Source organism: Planococcus maritimus, assembly GCF_001687625.2.
Lineage (GTDB): Bacteria > Bacillota > Bacilli > Bacillales_A > Planococcaceae > Planococcus > Planococcus maritimus.
Genome location: NZ_CP016538.2, coordinates 2,707,253 through 2,731,089, shown reverse-complemented (window position 1 = coordinate 2,731,089; position 23,837 = coordinate 2,707,253). Strand labels below are relative to the sequence as shown.

Sequence of the window (23,837 nt, the reverse complement as noted above, 5' to 3'; positions counted from 1 at the left end):
AGTAAATAGTGAAAGCGTTTACATTTACTGTGGAAAGGGGTAATTCGATGAAACTGACGAATTTTGTAAATGGGGGATTTCAGGAAGGGCATAACGCTGATTTTGTGCCAGTCGTTAACCCGGCAACAGGAGAAGAGCTTGCGGAAGTCCAGCGTTCAACTGCTGCTGACGTAGAGGAAGCGGTGAAAGCAGCGAAGGCTGCGCAAAAAAAATGGGCGCTTGTGCCTGCGCCGAAACGCGCGGATTATCTTTATGAAATCGGACGCTTGATGAAAGAACGTAAAGAACACTTGGCCTCGGTGCTGACAAAAGAGATGGGGAAAGTGATCGAAGAAGGGCGCGGCGAAGTTCAGGAAGGAATTGATATGGCCTTTTATATGGCAGGGGAAGGCAGAAGATTATTTGGTGAGACGACCCCTTCGGAGCTAGCTGATAAATTTGCAATGAGCGTGCGCGCGCCGATTGGAGTCGTTGGGCTGATCACTCCTTGGAATTTTCCGGTGGCTATCGCTACTTGGAAGTCGTTTCCGGCAATTGTAGCAGGCAACACTTTCATCTGGAAACCGGCTACTGAAACACCGATGATGGCTTATGAAATGGCCAAGATTTTCAAAGAAGCGGGTTTGCCAGATGGCGTCGCGAATATCGTTTTTGGTTCCGGTTCAGAAGTCGGGACAGCAATGATCGAACATCGGGATATCCGGGTGATCTCATTTACCGGTTCAACGGATACCGGGCGTAAAGTAGCAGAGCTTGGCGGCCGCCATTTGAAGAAAGTATCGCTTGAGATGGGCGGGAAAAATGCAGTTATTGTCATGGACGATGCGGATTTGGATCTTGCGGTCGATGGCATTTTGTGGAGTGCATTCGGCACGGCTGGACAGCGTTGTACAGCTTGTAGCCGCGTTATCGTTCATAAGGATGCGAAAGAGTCCTTGCAGCAGCGCCTGCTTGATAAGATGGATAAATTGACGATTGGTGACGGCATGGATGAGACGGTCAAAATCGGCCCAGTGATCAATAAGAAGGCGCTTAAGAAAATTCATTCCTATATTGAAATTGGCAAACAAGAAGGCGCAGAACTCGTTAGGGGCGGTGAAATATTAACAGGCGGCCATTACGACAAAGGGAACTATTACGCACCGACATTGTTTGCGGGGGTCACACCGGAGATGCGTATTGCCCAGGAAGAAATTTTCGGCCCGGTCATTTCCTTGATTGAAGTGGCAAGTTTTGAAGAAGCGATTGAAGTAAATAACGGCGTCATTTACGGCTTATCTAGCTCGATTTTCACAGCTGATGTCAACCGGGCGTTCAAAGCACAACGCGACCTCGATACTGGCATTGTCTACATCAATGCCGGAACAACAGGAGCCGAAATCCACTTGCCGTTCGGCGGGACAAAAGGCACTGGCAACGGCCACCGTGATTCAGGCGTGGCGGCGCTTGATGTCTTTACGGAATGGAAAAGCATCTATGTAGATTTCAGCGGAAAATTGCAACGGGCACAGATCGACAACGAAGCATAAAGGGGGCGGCGGAGATGAAATTTGCGGTACTCGGAGCAGGGTTGATGGGAAAACAAGCGGCGCGTGATTTACTTGGCAACAAGCATGTAGAAAAAGTGATACTGGCGGACCGGACGACTGAAAAGGCAGAAGCTTTCCGGCAACAATTGAACGATCCGCGTCTGGAAATTGCTCAGATGGATGCAAGCCACGATGAACAATTGAAACAAGTCATCTCGCAAGCAGATGTTGTCATCAATGCGCTGTTTTATACATTCAATGAAAAAGTAGCGGAGATCGCCATCGAATGCGGTGTTCATTCTGTCGATCTCGGCGGTCATATCGGCGGCGCAACAGATAAAGTGCTCGCCATGAATGACCAAGCGGAAACACAAGGCGTGACGATCATCCCCGACCTTGGTGTGGCGCCGGGCATGATCAATATTTTAACGGGCTATGGCGCCAGTCAATTGGATGAGGTCAAATCAATCCGCATTTATGTCGGTGGCATTCCGCTCCATCCGGAACCACCGATTGAGTACAAGCACGTGTTTTCACTCGAAGGCGTTTTTGACCATTATACCGATCCGTCTCACGTCATCCGCAGTGGCGAATTAAAGCAAGTCTCGTCGCTATCGGAAATTGAACCGATCGCATTTGAGGGCTTTGGCGAATTAGAAGCGTTTCACACATCAGGCGGCACATCGACGTTAACGGAAACCTTCCGAAATGTTGATTCGTTGGAATATAAAACGATTCGCTATAGTGGGCATGCTGATAAATTCCGCTTGCTTGTCGAATTAGGTTTGACGAGCCGTGAAGGAAAAGTGGTAGCGGGCGGACATGAAGTTTCGCTTCGTGAAGTGCTATTAAAAGTGCTCGAGCCGATTACGGAGCTTGGAGATGAGAAAGATGCAGTACTGCTGCGCGTGAGGGTTTCGGGTTTGAAACAGCAGGAGGAATGCACATATCAGTATGAAATGGTGACGATCCGAGATGAATCGACTGGCGTCACCGCGATGGCGCAGGCTACAGCTTATAGCATTTCTGTAGTGGCACAAATGATCGCGGATGGACGCATCGATAACCGCGGGGTGTACCCGCCGGAACAGGTTGTGCCGGGAGCAGAATACATCGCCGAGATGAAGCGGCGCGGCGTAACCATTGAAGAAGCGGTTCAACGGGCAACGCATCAGAACTAGGAGGGGTCGGCATGGATTTTGAATATAGCGAAGAGCAAGTGATGCTGCGCAAAACCGTCCGGAAGTTTGTCGATGAAGAAATCATGCCTCATATCAAAGACTGGGATACAAACGGGAGTTTTCCGCAAGAGATCTGGCAGCGCTTGGCTGATCTTGGCTTAATGGGCGTGTGCATTCCACAAGCTTACGGCGGAAGCGGAATGGATTATAATTCGCTGGCTATCGTCTGTGAAGAATTAGAGCGCGGTGATACCACGTTTCGTACAGCGGTTTCGGTCCATACCGGTCTGAATTCTTTGTCGCTTCTGCAATGGGGCACGGAAGAGCAGAAGCAAAAGTTTTTGGTTCCTCAGGCAAAAGGTGAGAAGATCGGCGCGTTCGGATTGACGGAACCGGGAGCTGGGTCGGACGTCGCGGCCCTTACGACAAGTGCTAAACGCGATGGCGATGACTATGTATTAAATGGGCAAAAGACATGGATCTCCTTATGCGATCAAGCAGATCACTTTCTCATTTTTGCCTATACCGATAAACAACAAGGACATAAAGGCATTAGCGCTTTTATCGTGGAACGGGAGCGCGCGGGCTTTTCTTCCAAGGCGATCAAAGGCAAGTATGGCATACGCGCAGGCAATACGGGCGAGTTGTTCATGGAAGATGTCCGCATTCCGGTAGATAACCGTCTCGGCGAAGAAGGGGAAGGATTTAAAATCGCTATGGCGTCACTCGACAACGGCCGTTTTACCGTTGCTGCCGGCGCGTGCGGATTAATGATGGCCTGCCTTGAAGCCAGTCTCGATTATTGCAAGATACGCACAACTTTCGGGAAGCCGATTGGAGAACATCAATTGGTGCAGCAAATGCTTGCTCGGATGGAAGCAGGCTATCAGATGAGCCGCTTGCTTGTCTACCGGGCGGGAGAATTGAAGAACAGCGGCAAGCGCAACACACGTGAAACTTCACTCGCCAAATGGCAGGCGTGTGATTTTGCCAACCAAGCGGCAGATGACGCGATACAAATCCACGGCGCCTATGGCTATTCCGATGACTATCCGGTTGCCCGTTATTTGCGCAACTCCAAAGCACCGGTCATTTACGAAGGGACCCGTGAAATCCATACGATCATGCAAGCGGACTATGTGCTCGGCAAACGCAAAGATAGGGAATTGAACCGCATGCTGCCTGCCTGGCCATTTGAATGAAATCGACTTTTGCTTAAAAGAGACCATAAAAAAAGAACGGGCATCGAGCCCGTTCTTTTTTTATGTGAAAATATCTTCTTCCTTTGGCACGAGCAAATTGAGCTTACCGGGCTGGACGCGAATCGAAGCCGGCGTCTGCATATAGATTTCCCCGTCTGTATCGATATCCATCGGCGCATTTGTGCGGATGTCGATATCGCGCCCTTGCAGGTGGATGATGTGCTCAAGGTCTTCTGCCGTGAGATGCGGTTTGGATAAAGAAAACCACTCGCGTATTGCGGCAAACGACGAACTTTGAATGATGAACACATCCAATAAGCCATCAGCCGGATCAATATTTTGCATCGGGAACAGATGGGTGCCGATGGATTTACCGTTCATGGCCAGAACCAAGACGGCTTCTTCTTCGTAAGACTGGCCATCGATCGTTAACGACACATTAAACGGCTCTGACTGTCTCATCGTTTGCATTGCGCTCATGAAATAGCTGAGTTTGCCATAGCGTTCTTTTAAATGTGGGTCGATATTAACAGAAGCGTCAGTAATCAAACCAATGCCGGCAAAGTTCAGGAAGGTGCCGTCGTTGATAGTTGCGGTATCAACTTCCTGCAGCTGGCCTTGGCTTAACTTGCTCGCTGCTTCATCCAAATATAAAGGGATATTCATCGTGCGGGCAAAGTCGTTGCACGTACCACTCGGCAAGATGCCAAGTGGCGGCGGGTTGTCGATCGAACTGAGTACCCGTGCTGCCAAGTGAACCGTGCCGTCGCCGCCCGCAACGAAAAGGGCATCGGCACGTTCAGCGGCAGAACGACAGGCGGATTCCATCTCTTCAGGGGAATCCGTCTTGATCAGCTCTAATGTTTTAGACGATGCGGCGAGATGCGGCACTGCCTGTCCCATCACCGCATCTAACGTGGACGCACCTGCCTTGGCATTATACAATAATACGGAATGCGTGAATCCGGCCATGCGTAAGTCCTCCATTCTTTCTCATTACTCAACCATTCCACTTATGGAGGGCAAGTAAACGCATCAGCGGAATTCCGTGAAAAGGAGTGCTCTTATGACGAAAAAATTGTATTACGAAGATCCTTATTTGATGGAAACAACAGTTCAAGTGAACGAATCATCAGCTGATGAACACGGGCCATATGTCATTCTGGACCAGACTTGCTTTTATCCAGAAGGTGGAGGGCAGCCTGCAGACCGTGGCTTGATTGGCGCGGCGGATGTGACGGATGTCCAAACCATTGAAGGGGAAATCCGCCATTATCTAGACCGGCAGCTAGAACCAGGCAAATACGTGGCAGTGCTGGATTGGCAGAGAAGATGGGACCATATGCAGCAGCATGCCGGCCAGCATCTTTTAAGCGCATTATTGGAAGATCACCACGGCTACAAAACAATCAGCTTCCATTTGGGGCAGGAGCGGGTATCGATTGACTTGCATCAAGCCTCGATCGACCAGGAAACTTTGCGGCACGTGGAACTGGAAGCCAACCGGATTATCCAGCGCCATTTGCAAATCCATACGCGTTTTGTGGACGAACAGCAGCTGGAGCAATTGCGCTTACGTAAGCCGCCTGCTGTCAGTGGAGAAATCCGCTTAGTGGACATGGAAGGCATCGATTTGAATGCCTGTGGCGGTACGCATCCGGATAATACGGCAGGCATTGGGATGCTGAAGATTCTGGGGACGGAAAAAGCAAAAGGCGGCACGCGTCTTTATTTTCTATGCGGGGAGCGTGCGCTGGAGCATTTTGGGAAATTAAGCGATGTCAGCGATGCGCTGATCGGAAAACTGAATGCGCCACTTGCAGAATTAACCCAAGCCACCGATAATTTATTGGCCGAAAAAAGCGCAGCTGACAAAGAACTTGTGGAGTTGAAAAAGCAATTATTGCTATTTGAATCAAAAGCCATGTCTCCAGAAAAAGGCGTCATCATCCAGAACTTTACTGACCGCCCTGTTAAGGAACTGCAGCAATTGGCGAGGTTGGTGACACAACAATATCCATCGACTTGCGCATTGTTTGCGGCGCAAAAAGCAGACAGCATTCGCTTTGTCTGTGGCCGCGGTGAGGAATCTGAGGCCGATATGAGAGAGACTTTGAAGCGTCTGCTTGCTGAAACAGATGGCAAGGGAGGCGGAACTCCTGCGCTTGCACAAGGCGGAGGCAATACAACTGCACCATTTGAACGCTTCCGGGAGATTTTCAGCGAAATTCATGCGAATGACTGAGCACAGACTGTAACTTTTTCGTGCCATTAAAAGTCTAATGGATAAATGCACGGGAAAGGTCGTGATTTTCATGAAATGGAGCAGAGCGTGGTGGCTAGCGGTGATTCTCTTGGTATTTTCGGGCGCAGCGTTTGTCTTATTAACAGAAAATGTGGCAATCAGCGGTTCATCCACTGCCCTTTCAGAATCGGGTTGGCGGGCAAATTTCTCAACGCCGCTGGATACCGACGCGATCGAAAAAGGAGCGGTCTATCTTACGGATGCGACTGGAAAAAAACTTCAACTCGATATGCAATTGGCCAATGGGGGGAGGACACTCGAAGTCCCTGACATTACTAGCGGAAACTATAAACTTCATGTCACCAAAGCTGCCTTGTCGAACAGTTTTCTGAAAAGCCTTTCGATAAATCAACTCGAGTTCACGATACAAGATGAAGTCCAGAACCTGGCTGGAGAAGACGAGCTGCGTACGTATTTCACGCGGTTGTTAAAGCTTCAAAAAGACAATCCTTTCTATCGGGGATTTGGTGAAGGGGTAGAGGAAGCAGAAGACAGCGCTTCTAGTGATGCAGGAGGGATCGGGGGCAGCAACGAACACTCATCTACCAATAATCAGGTGGAAGGTATTGATGAAGGGGATATCGTGCAAACCGATGGAGATTATTTGTATTCTGTCAGCGAATCGCGTGTGACGATTTCCGATATTCGCGATCCGAAAAACATGGAGCTCGCAGCAATAGTGAAGTTTGATAAGGAAACATATCCGGAAAAATTGTTTTTATCAAATGATACACTTGCCGTCATTTCAAGCCGCTTTTCGCTTATGGAAACAGACGATGAAGCGGAAATGGAGAGTTTCATGCCCTATTCAGGCATCACCGTTGTCTCTCTTTATGACGTAAGCTCGCCCGATAACCCAAAACTCGTCCGCGAATTTGGCAATGAAGGTTCCTTCAATAATGCACGCTTAACAAACGGCATTCTTCATTATGTCAGCAATGTATTCCCGAATTATTGGATTTTGGAAGATCGTCCCGATATTGAGTTGCGGCCAAATTTCTTCGATTCGAAGCAAGGCGGGGAGTTCGAACCTTTGCCTTATGAAGACTTGACCATCCTGCCGGGAACGATGGAAGGAAGTTATAGTGTCATCAACTCCCTTAACCTCGAGGCGCCGGCAACAAATGAGCTCTCGACAAAAGGTTTTTTAGGCGGCAATGAACAATTGTATATGAACGAACAGCATCTCTATTTGACAGCATCGGCTTACGAGACGGCTGAAGGGGAGTTCGGAAATACTTCGCTTTGGGTGCCGCAACAAGCGGATACGGAAATCTTTAAATTCGGCTTGGATGGTGTCTCTGTAGAATTTATCGCGTCAGCTCGAGTGCAAGGAACGCTTTTGAATCAATTTTCGATGGATGAATTCGAAGGGCATTTCCGTCTGGCGACGACCGAAGGAGTCGCATGGCAGCCGGCTTCACAACCGAAAAACCATTTATTCATTTTGAATGAACAATTGGAGCAAGTCGGTTCTGTAGAAAACTTAGCCCCGAGTGAACGCATCTATTCGGTTCGATTTATGGGCAAGAAAGCGTATATGGTGACGTTCCGGGAAACCGATCCCTTGTTTGCCATCGATGTGTCGAACCCGTCCGCGCCACAAGTGTTGGGGGAATTGAAGATACCTGGATTTTCCAACTACTTGCATCCACTCGATGAAACTCATTTGATCGGCTTCGGCTATGAAACGAAAATTGAACCTGTCAAAGGTGGCGGCGAGCCGCGCATAGTGACCGGCGGGATGAAGCTTTCACTATTTGATGTCAGCGATATGAGCAACCCGAAGGAAACCGATACGGAAATCATCGGCGGGCCAGGCACTTATTCTGCCTTGCAATACGACCACAAAGCGTTATTCCGTCATGAGCAGCAGAGCTTATTCGGTTTTCCAATATCGATCTATCAAGGAGATGGAATGGAATATATCGAATTCGAGGCAGAAGGGGCTTTGGTGTATTCGATCACAGCAGAAGGGATCGAGCTATCAGCTGATTTGACGCAAGCATCCGATCAGCCTTATGAAGATTGGAATACTTCGGTCCAGCGCATGGCCTACGCAAAAGACGCGTTATACACAGTAGCGAATAGTGAAGTCAAGAGCTATCGCTTATCGGATTTTGAACCACTTGATACCTTGCCTTTACGATAAGCATACAAATGAAAGCGGATCTCCTTTGGGGGTCCGCTTTTTCTTTGCGCCAAATAATTGAAAGAAGAAAAACAAAGTTTGTATTGACAGAAAACGGGAATAACAAAAATATTCTGAAATCGAAATAGGAGGGAAAAACATGAAGGCCGTAACATTCCAAGGGACGAAGGATATGCAAGTCAAAGAAGTCAAAGACCCGGAGCTCCAAAAGCGCGATGACATTATTGTCAAAATAACATCTACCGCCATTTGCGGCACAGACCTGCACATTTACCAAGGAGCCTTGCCGACTACCAAAAACACCGTCATTGGCCACGAACCGATGGGGATTGTTGAAGAGGCGGGGCCAGATGTTACCAAAGTAAAAAAAGGCGACCGTATTGTTCTACCTTTTAATATCAGTTGCGGCCACTGCTTCTATTGCTCACATGAAATGGAAAGCCAATGCGACAATTCAAACGGCAATCCCCATTTTGATACGGGAGCCTATTTCGGTTTGACGGAACGCTATGGCGACTATTCGGGCGGGCAAGCGGAATATTTGCGCGTACCGTACGCCAATTTTATGCCACTCGTGATCCCGGAGTCTTCAGAACTCGAAGACGAACAAGTTTTGTTTCTGTCAGATGTATTGCCGACCGCCTGGTGGAGCGTTGAACACGCTGGCGTCAAAGAAGGCGACACAGTCGTCGTACTCGGTTGCGGGCCAATTGGGCTCATGGCCCAAAAGTTTGCCTGGATGAAAGGCGCGGCGCGGGTTATTGCAGTGGATGAATTGCCGTACCGGATGGAAAAAGCGAAAAAAATGAACAATGTGGAAATTGTCGACTTTAGCCAACATGACAATACCGGGGCATTGATCCATGAATTGACGAAAGGCGGAGCCCGAGTCGTTATTGATTGTGTTGGGATGGATGGGAAAAAATCGACTGCTGAAGCGGTTCAGCAAAAATTGATGCTGCAAGGCGGAACCTTGAGTGCCATCGATATCGCGAAAGATGCCGTCAGTAAATTTGGCACCATCCAATTGACCGGCGTCTACGGATTGACCTATAACCAATTCCCGCTCGGCAATCTATTCGAGCGCAATGTAACGCTGAAGATGGGTCAAGCGCCAGTCGTACACTTGATGCCAATGCTCCTCGACAAAATTGAAAAAGGCGAATTCGATCCGCGCGAGATCATCTCTCATATCGTGCCGCTCGAACAGGCAAGTGAAGCATACCAAATTTTCAATGACCACGAAGACGAATGCACCAAGGTCATTTTGAAGCCATAAAGATACCGACCAAACGCTCCGGTAACCGGAGCGTTTTCATTTTGCCCTCTCTGCGGTATGATGGTACAGAAGAAAAAGGGGGGAGACCAGATGACCGAAATATCGGAAGTCAGAAGAGAACTTGCGCTGGATTGTTTTCTCTTGGCTGGAAAAGTCATGATGGAAAGCGGCGCAGAAACCTACCGGGTGGAAGACACGATGATCCGGATGGCGGTTTCGCAAAACATGATGGATTCCCATTGCTTTGTGACTCCAGCGGGCATCATGTTTTCCCCGAGCAATGATTTGCCGACGCGCTTTGTGCGCATACACGGACGCCGCACCGACCTTGAACGGGTAGCACGCGTCAATGCCGTTTCGAGGCGCCTTGTTGCTGGCCAATTGACTTTGCAACAGGCGTATGAAGAAATGACAGAAATCGAGAAAAACCATTACTTGTTTCCATTATGGCTGCAAATTCTCGCAGCAGCAGTTGCCAGTGCCTGTTTCTTGATCTTGATGGGCGGTGGCTGGGCAGACATTCCGTTCGCTTTCGTGATCGGGGGAATCGGCTTTTATATTGTGGAAATGGTACTCATAAAAACAAGGGTCAAATTTTTTGCGGAATTTATAGGAGCCGTCGCCATAGGTACCTTGGCAGTACTAGTAGTCCATAGCGGATTCGGAAATGACCCCGATACCATCATCATCGGTTCGGTCATGCCGCTTGTTCCAGGATTGCTGATCACCAATGCAGTGCGCGACATGATGGCTGGCCATTTTGTATCTGGCTTATCGATGGGGGCGGAAGCGTTTCTGACAGCATTCGCTATCGGGGCTGGCATCGCCATTGTATTGTCATTTTAAGGAGGAGATCGAATGAACTGGCCTTTAGAAGCGTTTCTAAGTTTTTTGGCAGCCGGCGCATTCGGCATCATTTTCAATATCCCGCGAAAGACGCTGATTAGTTGTGGATTAGTAGGAATGAGCGGCTGGCTTTTTTACAGAACTTATTTCCTCTTGTTCGACGACCCGATCCAAGCGACATTCGCCGGTGCCTTTATTGTCGCCATTGTTGCACACATTTTGGCGAAGACTTTTAAAATGCCAATGATTATCTTCAGTGTCGCCGGTATCATCCCGCTTGTTCCCGGGAGCCGTGCGTACAATGCGATGCGCAATATCGTAGAAAATGATTACATGGAAGCGGTCGATTTTGCCGTGCAGGCATTAATGATTTCAGGTGCCATCGCCATGGGCTTGGTTTTCGCAGAAGTCATCATGCAATTGTATTTTAAATATCAGGCAAAACGAACACAGAAGAAAATGGGGTTCACCCAGGAATAAATTATCAACAAACAGGCTGCCTGCTTTGCGGGCGGTTTTTTTGGTTGGAATAATATATGCAAGAGATGAAACCGATGACATTAACCCTAAAAAGGCGGCTATCCAAGCGACGCCACCCTCCAATTTATCACCTTTCGCCTAGTCGAAGGAAGCGATTTCCCCGCTAGCTGATGCACCTTCCAGAAGCACAAACAAATGGACACCGTACTCTCAACGAAATACAAAAGCCGATCCGCGCCCAGGGTGAAGCGAAGTGAGAAGACAGGCGGTTTTTCTGGCTTCTCACGAAAGCTCAACCCCAAGTGGGGAGGCGGCTATCCAAACGACACCACCTCCCATATTCAACTCTGCACCTTCCGCCTAGCCGAAGGAAGCGATTCCCCCGCTGGTTGATGCACCTTCCAGAAGCACAAACAAATGGACACCAAACTCTCAAAGAACTCTAAGAGCCGATCCGCGCCCAGGGTGAAGCGAAGTGAGAAGACAGGCGGTTTTCCTGGCTTCTCACGAAAGCTCAACCCCAAGCGGGGAGGCGGCTATCCAAGCGACGCCACCTTCCAATTCATCACCTTCCACCTAGTCGAAGGAAGCGATTCCCCCGCTAGCTGATGCACCTTCCAGAAGCACAAACAAATGGACACCAAACTCTCAAAGAAATACAAAAGCCGATCCGCGCCCAGGGTGAAGCGAAGTGAGAAGACAGGCGGTCTTCCTGGCTTCTCACGAAAGCTCAACCCCAAGCGGGGAGGCGGCTATCCAAGCGACGCCACCTTCCAATTCATCACCTTCCGCCTAGCCGAAGGAAGCGATTTCCCCACTGGCTGATGCGCACTCTAGAAGCACAAACAAATGGACACCGAACTCTCAAAGAACTCTAAAAGCCGATCCGCGCCCAGTGTGAAGCGAAGTGAGAAGACAGGCGGTCTTCCTGGCTTCTCACGAAAGCTCAACCCAAAGCGAGAAGGCGGCTATCCAATCGTCGCTATCAACCTCAGCGCAATAAAAAACCCAAACCGCGGAAACTCCGCAGTTTGGGACAACCATCACTATTTTAACCATCTTTCAAGTTCTTCAGTGTTCATCGGATGGCTAACGATATAGCCTTGGATGCTATTGCATCCCATTACCCGGAGCAGCTCAAGCTGATCGTTCGTTTCAACCCCTTCAGCAGTTACTTGGAAATCGAGCGACTTGCCAAATTGGATCATGCCGTTGATCATCTTCTGCATCTTCTCTTGCTTGGTAATCGATTGGATAATGGTACGATCGATCTTCAAAGAAGAAATCGGCAATAGCAGCATGTAACGGAAAGAGGCATAGCCTGTTCCGAAATCGTCCAACGCAAATTGCACGCCTTGTTGGTTCAGACGATTCATTTGCTGCATAATCGGGCGTTCGGCTTCAGCTTCAAGCGCAAACTTCTCCGTAATTTCGATGATCAGGGATTGAGGGTCGCAATTAGTCGCTTTGATTTGCTCGATCAATTTGCTGGCCATATCTTTATCACGAAATTCACGGATGGAAGAGTTGATGCTGATGCGCATATTGATGCCTTTTGCTTTCCAATCTCTCAATTGAGAACAGGCCGTTTCTACCACAAAGCTGCCGATCTCGTGAATCATGCCGCTTTCTTCAGCAATCGGAATGAGTTCATCAGGCGTGACGACGCCGATTTCATCGTCATTCCACCGGACAAGCGCTTCTACGCTTTCAACGTTGCCAGTCAAAAGATTTACTTGCGGCTGGTACAATAATTGCAGATTTTTCCGGTCGAGTGCATGGACAAGTCGCTTTTCAATAAGCGCTTTGCGGTTCAAGCGTTCGTGGTCGTCTGCTGTCAAAGTGGAAATGGCACTGCCGCCGCGGTCTTTGACTTTCTTGATGGTCGCATAAGATGCTTTGATCAAGTGGACGAAGCTTTGCTGATCTTCCGGATATTTTGTGATGGCGCCGCTGACAGTCAAAGGCACTGCTGTACCGCGGATATAGATTGGGTGCTGCTGTAAATACGGTAAGAAACCTTCGATAAACCAGTTCGGCAAAGGCGTAATCAATGCGAATTCATGAAGCCCTGCGCGCGTGATCAACGAATCGGAAAAATACATGCGCAAGCGTTTGGTGAATTCGATGAGCAATTCATTTTCCGTATCCGTATCTGATACATCACGTAAAGTGTAGAAACGGTCAATATCGAGAAACAGGAAAGAGAAATGACGTCCTTCTTTTACATGTTCAGCAACCGCTTGTTCAAGGCGGTGGCGATTCGCAAGTCCTGTAATTGGATCAATGAAAGCAATTTCCTCGAGGTGTTTTTGAGCATTCTTAGTTTCCGTTATGTCTTTTTCAAGGAAAATATAATACGCATCTTCCTTAGATAATTGCATCGGAATCGCTGTTAGATCAACCCAATACGTTTCCCCGTCTTTGGTTGCTTTTTTCGCCTCGCCGTTCCAAACTTGACCGTTTTTTAGACTTTCTAAGATGGAGTCGACAAATTCAAGATCTTCTTCGCCGTCGTGAAACATTTGCCATACAGGTTTGCCAAGTACGCGCTTCGGGGTCCATTTACTGAGTTTGAGGAAATGGGGGTTCGCGTAGGTGATCAGGAACTCTTGGTCGAAATAAGTCATCATAAATGAATCGTCCAGCCCGTGGCGAAGATGACTCAGTTCTCTTGCTGTCGAATCTGCGCTTACGCTATCATCAACTTCGTAGATCGTCAGAAGAAAACGCTCGCCATGTGATGTGAACGCTTTCGTAACGATCGTGGAATAGCTTTGGCCAGTACTGCCGAGTCCTATTTCCATGTTTTCAAATCGGACCGGATCCGTGCTTTCTAGCAGCGTTTCCCAAGGCTGCTTGTGGAGCGATGCTTGTTCTGGATTCATATAGGAAAAGGGATGACCTATAGCTATTTCTGTATTTAGTTGAAAGATGCGCTCGGCGTGCCCGTTGAACCAAGTGATGAGCCCTTGTTGGTCGAAAATGATGATGGGAAAGGGAATGTGGTTATATGCTAGGCTCTGTGCCAAAAACTCCTGCTTTTCACTCATAAACTGACGCTCCTTAACCGTTTTGTACTTTCATTATAAAGAAGAAAAGGTCTTTCGTCACCACTTTACAAAAATATAACACGGGAATTTTAGCATAGAAATGCTACTACCTTTTTTTACCCCTTCATGAGAGAATAGGCATGATTCGATTGAAAATTGAGGGAATCACTTAAAATGTCCCGATTTCGACTGGTTAAAGCGACTGTAAAAGAAAAATTAGGTAATTCATCACAGATTCGTTATTTTGAAGTGAAGGGGTGCTGGGATTGGAACGTCTTAAAGGAGTTTCCATGATATTGATAGGAGCGATGCTTTGGGGGGCGACCGGCCCGCTGATGGAGTGGACACTCGATGTCTACCCTATTTCTGTTTCATTTTTATTGACCATCCGGCTTATCGTAGCTGGCATCGTGCTGCTGTTGTTTTTGAAAATGAAACAGGTTCAGGTCACCTCCATTTTCCGCCAAAAAATATGGACACGTCCGTTATTGATTTTTTCTGTCGCGGGCATGCTTGGGGTCCAATATAGTTTCGTCGCAGCAATCGATACGAGTAATGCTGTTTTTGCTACGCTGATGCAATTTTTGGCTCCTGTATATGTCATCATTTTCGTTTCTATGCGCTTGCGAAAATGGCCGCCGGTTTATCAGGTGCTGGGTATGCTTGGTACGCTTGCTGGATTGTTCCTATTATTGACGGACGGGCGAATGGATTCCCTTGTCATTAGTGGGGAAGCTTTGTTTTGGGGCATTCTTGTCGGCTTGGCGTTTACGTTCTATACGCTGTATCCGGCTAGGCTCATGCAGGAATGGGGGGTCTTGCTGGTCGTTGGCTGGTCGATGCTGTTCGGCGGAATCTTTCTCGGCTTGATCAATCCGATTTTTCTGTCAGACGAGTGGGGAGTCTTGTTGGATCCGTTGCTGGTCTTGGCGATCATCGCGATTATCCTGGTCGGAACGATGGCGTTCGTCTTGTTCTTGAGCAGCATGCGCTTTATTTCGGCGGTAGAGACGAGTATTCTATCGGCCATGGAACCTTTGACCGCGATGCTTATCTCGCTCGTTTGGTTTGGTCATTTTCTGTCGCCATTGCAAATTGGCGGCGCCTTTCTTATGTTGGTTTTCGTCACATGGCTGTCTTTTGCCGGCAACGAAAAAAAGCTTATTGACGAAGGATAGCTAGCAAAGCATACAGCAACACGCTGTATGCTTCCGAAGTGTTGAAGAAGTCTATAGTTCGATCTCAAACATGAAAGAGATCGCTTTATTCTACATTCACCAATCGAAAACCAGTCCAAGTGTTTGGAGAAGCGTTCGCTCGTAACCCCTTCTGCTCAATAATGCTGCGCATTACTTTCGCAAAGATAATGTCTCCCGTGGGTCGACCTTATCTTTCCTGTGGATCAGCGAGACGACCGAGACCCCGCAAGGCGCAAAGCGACTGAGGAGGCTTGGGCGCGAGCCCACGGAAAGCGAGCGATAAGCTTCGGAAAATACGGCTTTATCACTTTCTCGACAGCCCGAAAGCATACAGCAACACGCTGTATGCTTTTTTGTTGCCTATAAACCCGTCTGATTTTGAGAGCATGACAAAAAAAGGATTTCTCTACCTGATAACTGAAAATTATGGCATACTAAATGATATAAAGTTCGAGTTTCGAAATGTTCAGGAGGCACCTTTATGAAAACTGTTTTTTCTTATACCAAACCCTATTCATTGCTAATAGGCATCGCTTTGTTCTTGATGCTATTGGAAGTGGTGCTCGAGCTCTTGCAGCCCTTAGTCATTGCGAGCATCATCGACGACGGTATCGTGGCAGGAGACCAGGACACAATCATTCGCCTCGGGCTTGTGCTCATGGCCTTGTCATTGGTCGCTTTTGTGTCAGGGGTTGCCAACTCGTATTTCGCTTCCCACGTGTCACACAGCTTTTCGTTTGATGTCAGGCAAGAAGTGTACAAACGAGTGCAAGGCTTCTCACTCGCAATGTTCAATAAATTTCCGGCATCTGGCCTCATCACGCGGCTGACGAGTGATGTTCAATTGATCCAGCAAGTGCTGTATATGAGTTTGCGCATCATGCTGCGTGCGCCGCTTTTGGTCATCGGTAGCATGATCATGGCGTTTGTCGTCAATGCACAATTGGCGATTTACTTGATCATCGTCTTTCCGGTCCTGCTAGCATTTTTGTACGTAATGGTTCGAAAAGGCGTCGTCTATTTCAGTTTTGTCCAGCAGCGACTGGATAAGGTCAACCGTCTCGTGCAGGAAAACTTGCAGGCGGTTCGGTTGATCAAAGCGTATTTGCGCGGCAAGTATGAAGCAAACCGCTTTTCGGAAGTAGCAGGTGCACTGAAGACAGACACGGTCAAAGCGTTCCGCATCATGGAAATCATTTTGCCGATCTTGCTGTTCGGCATGAACGTGTCGCTGCTCGCAGTCATTTGGTTCGGAGCTTTTGATATTCGCAGTGGCGATGCGCAAATCGGTGAATTAGTCGCGATTGTCAACTATGCAATGCGGATGACGGGTGCGTTTTCGATGTTTTCATTCATCATCATGGCATTTGCGCGCGCTAAGGCATCTTCTGACCGAATAGAAGAAATTCTTTTGGCGCATGATGGCGATGAGGTGGCTCAAGGGAAGACTGTACCGATCGAGGAAGGGACCGTCAGTTTTGACAAGGTGTCATTTACGTACCCTGGCACTTCGCGTCCGGTGCTGCAGAATATCAGTTTCGAGCTGGCCCCGCGTGAAAAACTGGCTATCATGGGTGCTACAGGTTCCGGCAAGACCTCGCTTTTGCAATTGATCCCGAGATTTTACGAGGCAACAGAAGGACGCGTATCGGTTCATGGCCGAGACATTAAGGAATGGGACTTGCAGGAGTTGCGCAAGACGATCGGACTTGTGCCGCAACAGTCGATGCTCTTCACCGGCAGTATTTCCGACAATTTGTCTTGGGGCAACGAACAGGCCGAACTTCCAGAACTTCAAGGAGCTGCGGAAAAAGCCCAAATTGATGAGACGGTTCAGCGCTTCCCGAAAGGCTACGACACACGCGTCGGCCAAAAGGGCGTTAATTTATCCGGAGGCCAGAAACAACGATTGTCCATCGCCCGTGCATTGGTCCGCAAACCATCGATTTTGATTTTGGACGATAGCACGAGTGCGCTTGACGTCAAAACCGAATCCTCATTATGGGCAGAGCTCGATAAAGAACAGGCGACAACATTGCTTGTGACCCAAAAAGTGAGGACAGCGATGCGTGCAGATCGGATCCTGCTGTTAGAAGACGGCGTCGCTTCAGCTTACGGCACTCACGGGGAACTATTGAAGAGCTCTTCTTTATACCGTGAAATCGCATTGTCCCAACAAGCAGAGGAGGTGGGGGAATATGTTTGATGCCATCTGCCGGCCTTTCGGCTATGAGCCCGTCTTAACCAAGGAAGATTTAAAGAAATCACCAGATAAAAAGAATGAACGCGCAAAAAATTGGAAATCCACCTTGCTGAGAATTTGGAAGTTGGTAGACGAGCAGCGTACGTTATTGATCGTTGTCTTAGCACTAGTATTCATAAGTTCAGCGATGGCATTGCTCGGTCCATTTTTGATCGGCTATATCATTGATACTTACATCGTACCAGGCGCTTTTGAAGGGATGGGCTTAATCATCGGCTGGCTCATCGTCGTTTACGTCCTTCACTCCGTTTCCTTGTACTTGCAGAACTATTGGATGGTCGGCATCGCCCAGCAAGTCATCTACCAAATGCGCACAGGATTATTCGGCCATTTGCAGCGCTTGCCAGTGTCGTTTTTTGATAAGCGCCAACATGGCGAATTGATGAGCCGTGTGACCAACGACATCGAAAACGTTTCATCGACACTTAATACGTCATTCATCCAAGTGTTCTCGAGCATCCTGACTTTGGTCGGGACGGCGGTCGTGATGGTGATGCTAAGCCCAATGCTCACCCTATTGACGTTCATCATCATCCCGCTTATGTACGTGTCGGTTCGTTGGATCACCAAGCGAACAGGTCGTTTGTACAAAGAACAGCAAAAAGCGGTCGGAGACTTGAACGGCATGATCGAGGAAACCATTTCAGGGCAAAAAATCGTCAAAGCCTTTTCCCAAGAAGACCGTGTCATGGATGAATTTCTCGAAAAAAGCGAGCGTCTTCGCCGAACCGGCTTCTGGGCTTGGACATATGCGGGGTTTATTCCCAAAGTGATGAACTTTTTGAATAACGGCAGTTTTGCACTCGTTGCAGGTGTTGGGGGATTGCTCGCCTTGAACGGTTCCGTCACAATCGGCGTCATCGTCATTTTCACCGAGTATTCGCGCCAGTTTACGCGTCCATTAAATGATTTGGCAAACCAATTCAATACGGTGTTATCTGCCATTGCAGGGGCTGAACGCGTATTTGCCATCATGGACGAAGCAGAGGAAGCAGACGATACGAAACGCAATGCCGACAAACGCCTTGACGGCAAAGTCGAATTCGATAAGGTGTCTTTCAAATATGAAGGAGCCGAAGAGGAATGGACCATTCGTGAATTAAGCTTCACGGTCGAAACCGGACAGACGGCCGCCTTCGTCGGTGCGACAGGTGCCGGCAAAACGACCGTCATGCAGCTATTGGCCAGGTTTTATGATGTCAATGAAGGCGAAATTCGCATTGATGGCACGCCGATCGGTGCGATGCCAAGAGAGACTTTGCGCAAGCAGATAGCTTTTGTCTTGCAGGATCCATTTTTATTTGAGGCGACGGTCAGCGACAATATCCGTTACGGCAAGCTCGATGCAAGCGATGAAGAAGTAATGGAAGCGGCGAAGCAAGCCAATGCCCATGAATTCATCTCCAAGTTGCCAAAAGGCTATGACACGGTATTGTCTGGCGACGGGTCTATGATCAGCCAAGGACAGAAGCAGCTGTTGTCGATTGCCCGCGCGCTTATTGCCGACCCGGTCATTTTACTGCTTGACGAGGCGACGAGCTCGATTGATACTGTGACCGAATTGAAAATCCAGGAAGCGCTTGAACGCCTGATGGAAGGGCGCACAAGCTTCGTCATTGCCCACCGTTTGAATACGGTGAGAAAGGCAGACTCTGTTTACGTCATGGAACTCGGCAAATTGGTCGAAGCAGGCAGCCAGGACGAACTGCTGAAAAAAGGTGGTTTGTACGCCACAATGCTAGCAGATGCCAAATTATAGTAAAACTTAAGCAGGAGACGGGGGGAATCCCGGCTTCTGCTTTTCGTTATTCGTGAATAGGCAGCGAAGGCAACCCAAATTTCAGGAGTCGGGTGGCGGCAAGCGCTGTGGGCGGTTATGATTAAAAGAAAAAGAAAGGCGGGATGGAAATGGAATTGTCCCTGTCGATTGCGTCGTTTCCGATTGATGCGGAAACTGCAGGGGAAATGGAGCAGCTGATTGACGGTGAACCGGAACATTGCCGGATGTTGCTGCAAAATGAATTATGGAAAAAACCGTTTGCAAAAGGGTTCGCGGTGCTCGCCTATACCGATAGCGGGGACTTGGTCGCTTATGCGGCAGCAGCGGACCTGGTTGGCTTGCATCATTATGAATGGTCGGCATTTGTCTCGCCAGATTACCGCCGGCTTGGGTTGGCAACAGCATTGGCTGATGGTGTTCAGCATTCGCTCAAACAGCGTGGAGCAGAAAGCGAACTTGCGGCATTCACAGAACATATTGCGTCAGATAGCTGGTTAGAGAGCCTTGGCTATGGCCGTTCTTTCCAAGAACTGCAGTTTGAAGCGCAGCCGCTTTCTGCATATCAGCTTGCCGAAACTATCGATATTCAACCCTATCAAAAAAAGGATTTAGAGGAATTGGTCAATTTGCTGCGTGCGGCATTTGACGAATCGGTTCTTCCGGTGCTCGAGCATAATTTGGAGGACCCGGAACGCCACATCTATTTAATGCGCCAGGAAGACAAACTTGTGGCAACCGCCACATTGAGCAGCGAAGACGGGGCTTTATGGCTGACATCGCTTGCGGTCTCACCGGATAGTCAACGATCAGGTCATGGGCAAGCCTTTTTGAAGTGGGCGCGTCAATTAGCGCATCAGAAAAACTTGTCACGAGTGCTGGTCGAAGTAGATACTGACAATATGGCTTGGCCAGTTTATGAGAAAGCGGGCTTTATAAGAGTCTTGACCATTTCCTATTGGCAACGCATAGTGCAATAAAAAACCGTCCAACGGTGAATCCGTGGGACAGTTAAGTATTAAGCTTATTGGTTTGTTTGTTCGTAATTTTTATCGGACCCGTCTGCATAATCTATTTCAATTTCGATTTTCTTGAAGCTAGCGTCGATGCCGAAAGCTTCGACAACTTGTTTGATGACTTCATCATCCGGTGTGTCAGGCGTTAAATTCAACTGGGACAAGCCTTGTTCCATTTCATTGAAAGCATCGTCGCCTGTCAGGTCAACGCCGTCGGTTTTGTTCTCATATTCGGCCTCTACCTGACCACGCTCTTCTTCATAGCTAAAATCTAAGGCCTCATCCTGATCTGGCATATCGACCTCAACAGACAGATCGGTGAATCCGTAAGTTTTGCCGTCTGCAGTTCCTTCCGCCTCGCCGCTTGGAGCAGCATCTTCAGTCGATTCGGCTTCTGGCGCTGGCGTCTCTTCAGCGGCCTCATCGGTGACAGGTTGGGTGACTTCCTCGTCGTCGCCGCAAGCAGCCAGAGCCAGTGCTGAGGACATAATAAGAGCCGGGAAGATGAACTTTTTGTTTTTCAACATGATATAAAAACTCCCTTTCAATTTTAAGTATTTATGGTTCTATTCCCGAATTTATGGGAGATAAGCAATGCAACACGTAAAACGTTTTACACCACGTTTAGTAAAAGAAGAGTCGAGCACAAGCTGAGTTTGAATGGAGCTTTTTACATGGATCAATACAAAAATGGGCAGAACGTCGCCGCAGCCGAAGAACAAAATATCCGCACGGACTTCAAGGAAAGCATGACCTATGGTGAATACTTGCATCTCGATAAAATATTGTCGGCACAACATAGCGCCAGCGGCCATCATGACGAATCGCTTTTCATCATCATTCATCAAGTTTCTGAGCTATGGATGAAGCTGATCTTGCACGAATTGTCGGCGGCTATCCGCCATATCGAAGCGGACGATTTGCAAACGGCCTTCAAGCAATTGGCGCGCGTATCACGCATCCAATCCCAGATCATTCAAGGCTGGGATGTGTTGTCGACTTTGACGCCTGCCGAATACTTGGAATTCCGCGACGACCTTGGCAATGCGAGTGGTTTTCAATCCTACCAATACCGGATGATCGAATTCGCTCTCGGTTACAAAACAGAGCATGTCTTAAGCATTTACGAAAAAGACCCTGCTTTGCACGAGCAATTAACCAAAGCCTTCTACGCGCCGGGGTTATATGATGCAGCAATCCAAAAATTGGCGCGCAGTGGTTTCGAGATTGATGATAGTGTGTTAGCGCGCGACGTCAGCACCGTTTACGAGTCGAATGACAGCGTCCGAGAAGCATGGAAGGAAGTTTACCGTAACGTTGACGAGCATTGGGAATTGTATCAATTGGCTGAGAAATTGGTCGATATCGAAGACTGGCTGCAGCAATGGCGTTTTCGCCATATGAAAACAGTCGAACGCATCATTGGCTTCAAGCCAGGTACAGGCGGATCGTCAGGGGTTAATTATTTGAAGAAAGTATTGGATCAATATTTCTTCCCGGAACTTTGGCAAATCCGGACAGACGTTTAAAAGCAGGAGGTTGGCTCATGGAGATTTTTGCACATCGTGGAAGTTCAGGCACACATCCGGAAAACACACTGCCTGCTTTTAGGGAAGCGGCAGCATTGCCGGTTCATGGAATAGAATTGGACGTCCATTTATCAAAAGACGGGGAACTTGTTGTAATTCATGATGAAAAAGTGAACCGCACCACGAACGGTAAAGGCTATGTCAAAGACATGACACTTGCTGAACTGAAACAGCTGGACGCGGGGAGCTGGAAAGCAGACGAATGGACTGGAACTGCCATCCCCACATTGGCCGAAGTGTTTGAAGTGTTTGCAGAAACGTGGCATGACCTGAATGTCGAGCTCAAAACCGATGTTTTCCCTTATCCAGGAGCGGTGAAAAAAGTGGTCGAGCTTGCCGTAAGCCACGGCCTAGAAAATCGGCTGGTCATTTCTTCTTTCAATCACTTGGATGTCCAGGAAGCGACCGGGCAACATAATGTCACAGGGGCTATTTTGGCTTCCAATATTTTAGTAGACATGGCGGCTTATGCTGACACTGTCGGGACGAAACGGCTTCATCTGTCCTTGCCATTTGCGCTTCGCCACGGTGCGGAACTAGTCGGGAAAGGCTGTGAGGTCTATGTGTACACGGTTAATCGGCTGGATTATGCTGAACAATTGCGGGACATCGGGGTAAACGGCATCTTTACGGATTACCCGGAGAAACTGTTGGTGGAATTAGTTTGAAACAGACGGCGCTCGTTATCTGGATTCTTGCTGCACTCGCTTTGGGATTCACTGATCTGGCAAGCTGGCCACTCGTTACCGCATTGTTGCTCGTGCCTGTATTCTTTATTGGCGAGCCGTGGTATAGCCATTTATTGAGGGACACAGATAAGTCATAATAAGAAACCGCCCGGTGGCTGTCGACTAGACAGCCACCGGGCGGTTTTGGTTTGATTACCATTTTGCGTAATGCTCTTCTGCAGAGCCAAGCAATTGGTGGATTTTTAACTTCTTGCCATCTGCATAACGGACATAGCCATTATAATATCCGAACAATTGGTGAATTTCCGATTTCACGAGCCGCGCGTCTGATTTTGAGACCCGCTCGTAAAAAGGAGTGAATGTCAGCTGAACGTCATCGGTCAACTTTGTGTGAATCAGCCACGGTTTCTTAAAATCTTTTTCATCGTAGCGGAAAATGACGTCTTCGCTGATCTTGGTCATGCGGCCATTAACAAAAAAGGCATTCTCCGTCATCCCCGTACCGTCCGTCCATTTGCCCCCAAAATTCAGCCCGATCACTTTTCCGTGCGAACGTTGGGAGGCCATGCCCCAGTTCCAGACAGCAGTGCGTGGCCATACGCCCCGTCCGTAGTCCAAAACGGAAAAGCTATCCATTTCGTCAAAATCATAACGCGCTGTCCCGATTTGGACCGTCCCGTTAGTCGGCAGCGCATGATGCTTCGCCGTGAATTGGAAGGTCTGCCGATTCCATGGAATGACGACATTCAATGATTCCATTTCAGCTGGATGAGCGATGGTCAGTGAGGCGGATAGCTTTTCCCCATCAAAATCTGGAATGCTTACTGCCAGACGAGTCTTGCCATCTTCGTAGACAGCGTGGACAGACACTTCCTGATTTTGGAAGAGAGAGTGGTCCAGTACGCTTTCCGATAAGCGTAAATTCCTGGAATAAGGCACCATGACGGTCTTTTCAAAAAACCGCTGCGTTTCGTAATTAAGGAAATATACAAAGCAAAGCGCGGCATAATCCAGATGGCAGATGGTGGCTGAAAAGACGATTTCGTCTCCAAACACGCACCAATAGTTCCATTTTTTCTTGCGCATAAAATTGCCTTTTAAATTGCACTCGAAGATTGGTTTTTTAGCGTATCCAATGGCGTTAGGATTCAATTGGCCTTTCGCATCGCATAGTTTTACGTATTCAGTAAGTTCCCGTTCGACGTGTTGCATTGAATCCACCTCGTTGTCTTCATATGCCCTTAGTGTATCAGAAATTCCCGCATTTTCCCGGAAAA

General features: G+C 48.4%; 19 protein-coding genes. 15 read left to right on the top strand and 4 right to left on the bottom strand.

Annotated elements, in window-relative coordinates; translation table 11 throughout:
- Positions 1–47 precede the first annotated feature (47 nt).
- The 3 genes from BBI11_RS13515 to BBI11_RS13505 are packed head-to-tail and all read left to right on the top strand — an operon-like array spanning position 48 to position 3,912.
- Positions 48–1,529, top strand: a complete 1,482-nt coding sequence (locus tag BBI11_RS13515; RefSeq protein ID WP_068464470.1) for an aldehyde dehydrogenase family protein — start codon at positions 48–50, stop codon at positions 1,527–1,529.
- A complete protein-coding gene (locus BBI11_RS13510; RefSeq protein ID WP_156889075.1) occupies positions 1,463–2,710 on the top strand; it encodes a saccharopine dehydrogenase family protein in 1,248 nt (415 codons plus the stop codon). Before BBI11_RS13515 ends, BBI11_RS13510 begins: the two co-directional genes overlap by 67 nt.
- A gap of 11 nt (positions 2,711–2,721) precedes the next feature.
- On the top strand, positions 2,722–3,912 hold the full coding sequence (locus BBI11_RS13505; RefSeq protein WP_068464463.1) for an acyl-CoA dehydrogenase family protein: 1,191 nt from the start codon (positions 2,722–2,724) through the stop codon (positions 3,910–3,912).
- 60 nt (positions 3,913–3,972) lie between these two features.
- Here the strand turns inward: BBI11_RS13505 and BBI11_RS13500 are convergent, their stop codons facing one another.
- Positions 3,973–4,899, bottom strand: coding sequence for a diacylglycerol/lipid kinase family protein (locus tag BBI11_RS13500; protein WP_237150277.1), 927 nt, complete (start codon positions 4,897–4,899; stop codon positions 3,973–3,975).
- Positions 4,900–4,978: 79 nt separating this feature from the next.
- On the opposite strand from BBI11_RS13500, the gene BBI11_RS13495 reads away from it, so the two are divergent.
- From BBI11_RS13495 to BBI11_RS13475, 5 genes are all read left to right on the top strand, one after another.
- On the top strand, positions 4,979–6,157 hold the full coding sequence (locus BBI11_RS13495) for an alanyl-tRNA editing protein (protein ID WP_068464457.1): 1,179 nt from the start codon (positions 4,979–4,981) through the stop codon (positions 6,155–6,157).
- Positions 6,158–6,227: 70 nt separating this feature from the next.
- A complete protein-coding gene (locus tag BBI11_RS13490) occupies positions 6,228–8,369 on the top strand; it encodes a beta-propeller domain-containing protein (RefSeq protein ID WP_068464454.1) in 2,142 nt (713 codons plus the stop codon).
- A gap of 139 nt (positions 8,370–8,508) precedes the next feature.
- A complete protein-coding gene (locus BBI11_RS13485; RefSeq protein WP_068464453.1) occupies positions 8,509–9,648 on the top strand; it encodes a zinc-dependent alcohol dehydrogenase in 1,140 nt (379 codons plus the stop codon).
- Between the two features lie 90 nt (positions 9,649–9,738).
- Positions 9,739–10,494 (top strand): threonine/serine exporter family protein, encoded by a 756-nt coding sequence (locus tag BBI11_RS13480; RefSeq protein WP_068464450.1) that lies wholly within the window; start codon positions 9,739–9,741, stop codon positions 10,492–10,494.
- A 12-nt stretch (positions 10,495–10,506) separates the two neighbouring features.
- Positions 10,507–10,974, top strand: a complete 468-nt coding sequence (locus BBI11_RS13475; RefSeq protein WP_068464446.1) for a threonine/serine exporter family protein — start codon at positions 10,507–10,509, stop codon at positions 10,972–10,974.
- A gap of 1,046 nt (positions 10,975–12,020) precedes the next feature.
- On the opposite strand, the gene BBI11_RS13465 is transcribed toward BBI11_RS13475, so the two are convergent.
- Positions 12,021–14,027 carry a putative bifunctional diguanylate cyclase/phosphodiesterase gene (locus BBI11_RS13465; RefSeq protein WP_068464441.1) on the bottom strand — a complete coding sequence of 669 codons (2,007 nt, stop codon included), beginning with the start codon at positions 14,025–14,027 and terminating at the stop codon, positions 12,021–12,023.
- A gap of 266 nt (positions 14,028–14,293) precedes the next feature.
- Here BBI11_RS13465 and BBI11_RS13460 point away from each other — a divergent pair, with 266 nt between their 5' ends.
- The 4 genes from BBI11_RS13460 to BBI11_RS13440 all read left to right on the top strand — a co-directional run bounded on the left by BBI11_RS13460 (position 14,294) and on the right by BBI11_RS13440 (position 20,246).
- The gene (locus BBI11_RS13460; RefSeq protein ID WP_068464438.1) at positions 14,294–15,205 is read left to right on the top strand and encodes a DMT family transporter; all 912 of its coding nucleotides are present in this window, start codon (positions 14,294–14,296) and stop codon (positions 15,203–15,205) included.
- Between the two features lie 502 nt (positions 15,206–15,707).
- Positions 15,708–17,432: an ABC transporter ATP-binding protein gene (locus tag BBI11_RS13450; protein WP_068464433.1), complete on the top strand. Its 1,725-nt coding sequence runs from the start codon at positions 15,708–15,710 to the stop codon at positions 17,430–17,432.
- Positions 17,425–19,248, top strand: a complete 1,824-nt coding sequence (locus BBI11_RS13445; RefSeq protein WP_068464431.1) for an ABC transporter ATP-binding protein — start codon at positions 17,425–17,427, stop codon at positions 19,246–19,248. The genes BBI11_RS13450 and BBI11_RS13445 overlap by 8 nt, the downstream gene beginning before the upstream one ends.
- 143 nt (positions 19,249–19,391) lie before the next feature.
- On the top strand, positions 19,392–20,246 hold the full coding sequence (locus BBI11_RS13440) for a GNAT family N-acetyltransferase (RefSeq protein ID WP_237150276.1): 855 nt from the start codon (positions 19,392–19,394) through the stop codon (positions 20,244–20,246).
- Between the two features lie 44 nt (positions 20,247–20,290).
- Here BBI11_RS13440 and BBI11_RS13435 read toward each other — a convergent pair whose 3' ends face one another.
- A complete protein-coding gene (locus BBI11_RS13435; protein ID WP_068464428.1) occupies positions 20,291–20,809 on the bottom strand; it encodes a YusW family protein in 519 nt (172 codons plus the stop codon).
- Positions 20,810–20,956: 147 nt separating this feature from the next.
- Between BBI11_RS13435 and kynA the strand changes: the two genes are divergently transcribed.
- The 3 genes from kynA to BBI11_RS16400 are packed head-to-tail and all read left to right on the top strand — an operon-like array spanning position 20,957 to position 22,697.
- Positions 20,957–21,811: a tryptophan 2,3-dioxygenase gene (kynA, locus tag BBI11_RS13430; RefSeq protein WP_068464423.1), complete on the top strand. Its 855-nt coding sequence runs from the start codon at positions 20,957–20,959 to the stop codon at positions 21,809–21,811.
- A 17-nt stretch (positions 21,812–21,828) separates the two neighbouring features.
- Complete coding sequence (locus BBI11_RS13425) at positions 21,829–22,539, top strand: glycerophosphodiester phosphodiesterase family protein (RefSeq protein ID WP_068464421.1); 711 nt, start codon at positions 21,829–21,831, stop codon at positions 22,537–22,539.
- Entirely contained in the window at positions 22,536–22,697 is a 162-nt protein-coding gene (locus BBI11_RS16400; RefSeq protein WP_156889074.1) for a hypothetical protein, read from the top strand. The genes BBI11_RS13425 and BBI11_RS16400 overlap by 4 nt, the downstream gene beginning before the upstream one ends.
- Before the next feature lie 55 nt (positions 22,698–22,752).
- Here BBI11_RS16400 and BBI11_RS13420 read toward each other — a convergent pair whose 3' ends face one another.
- Entirely contained in the window at positions 22,753–23,772 is a 1,020-nt protein-coding gene (locus tag BBI11_RS13420) for a DUF2804 domain-containing protein (protein ID WP_068464419.1), read from the bottom strand.
- Positions 23,773–23,837: the final 65 nt, after the last annotated feature.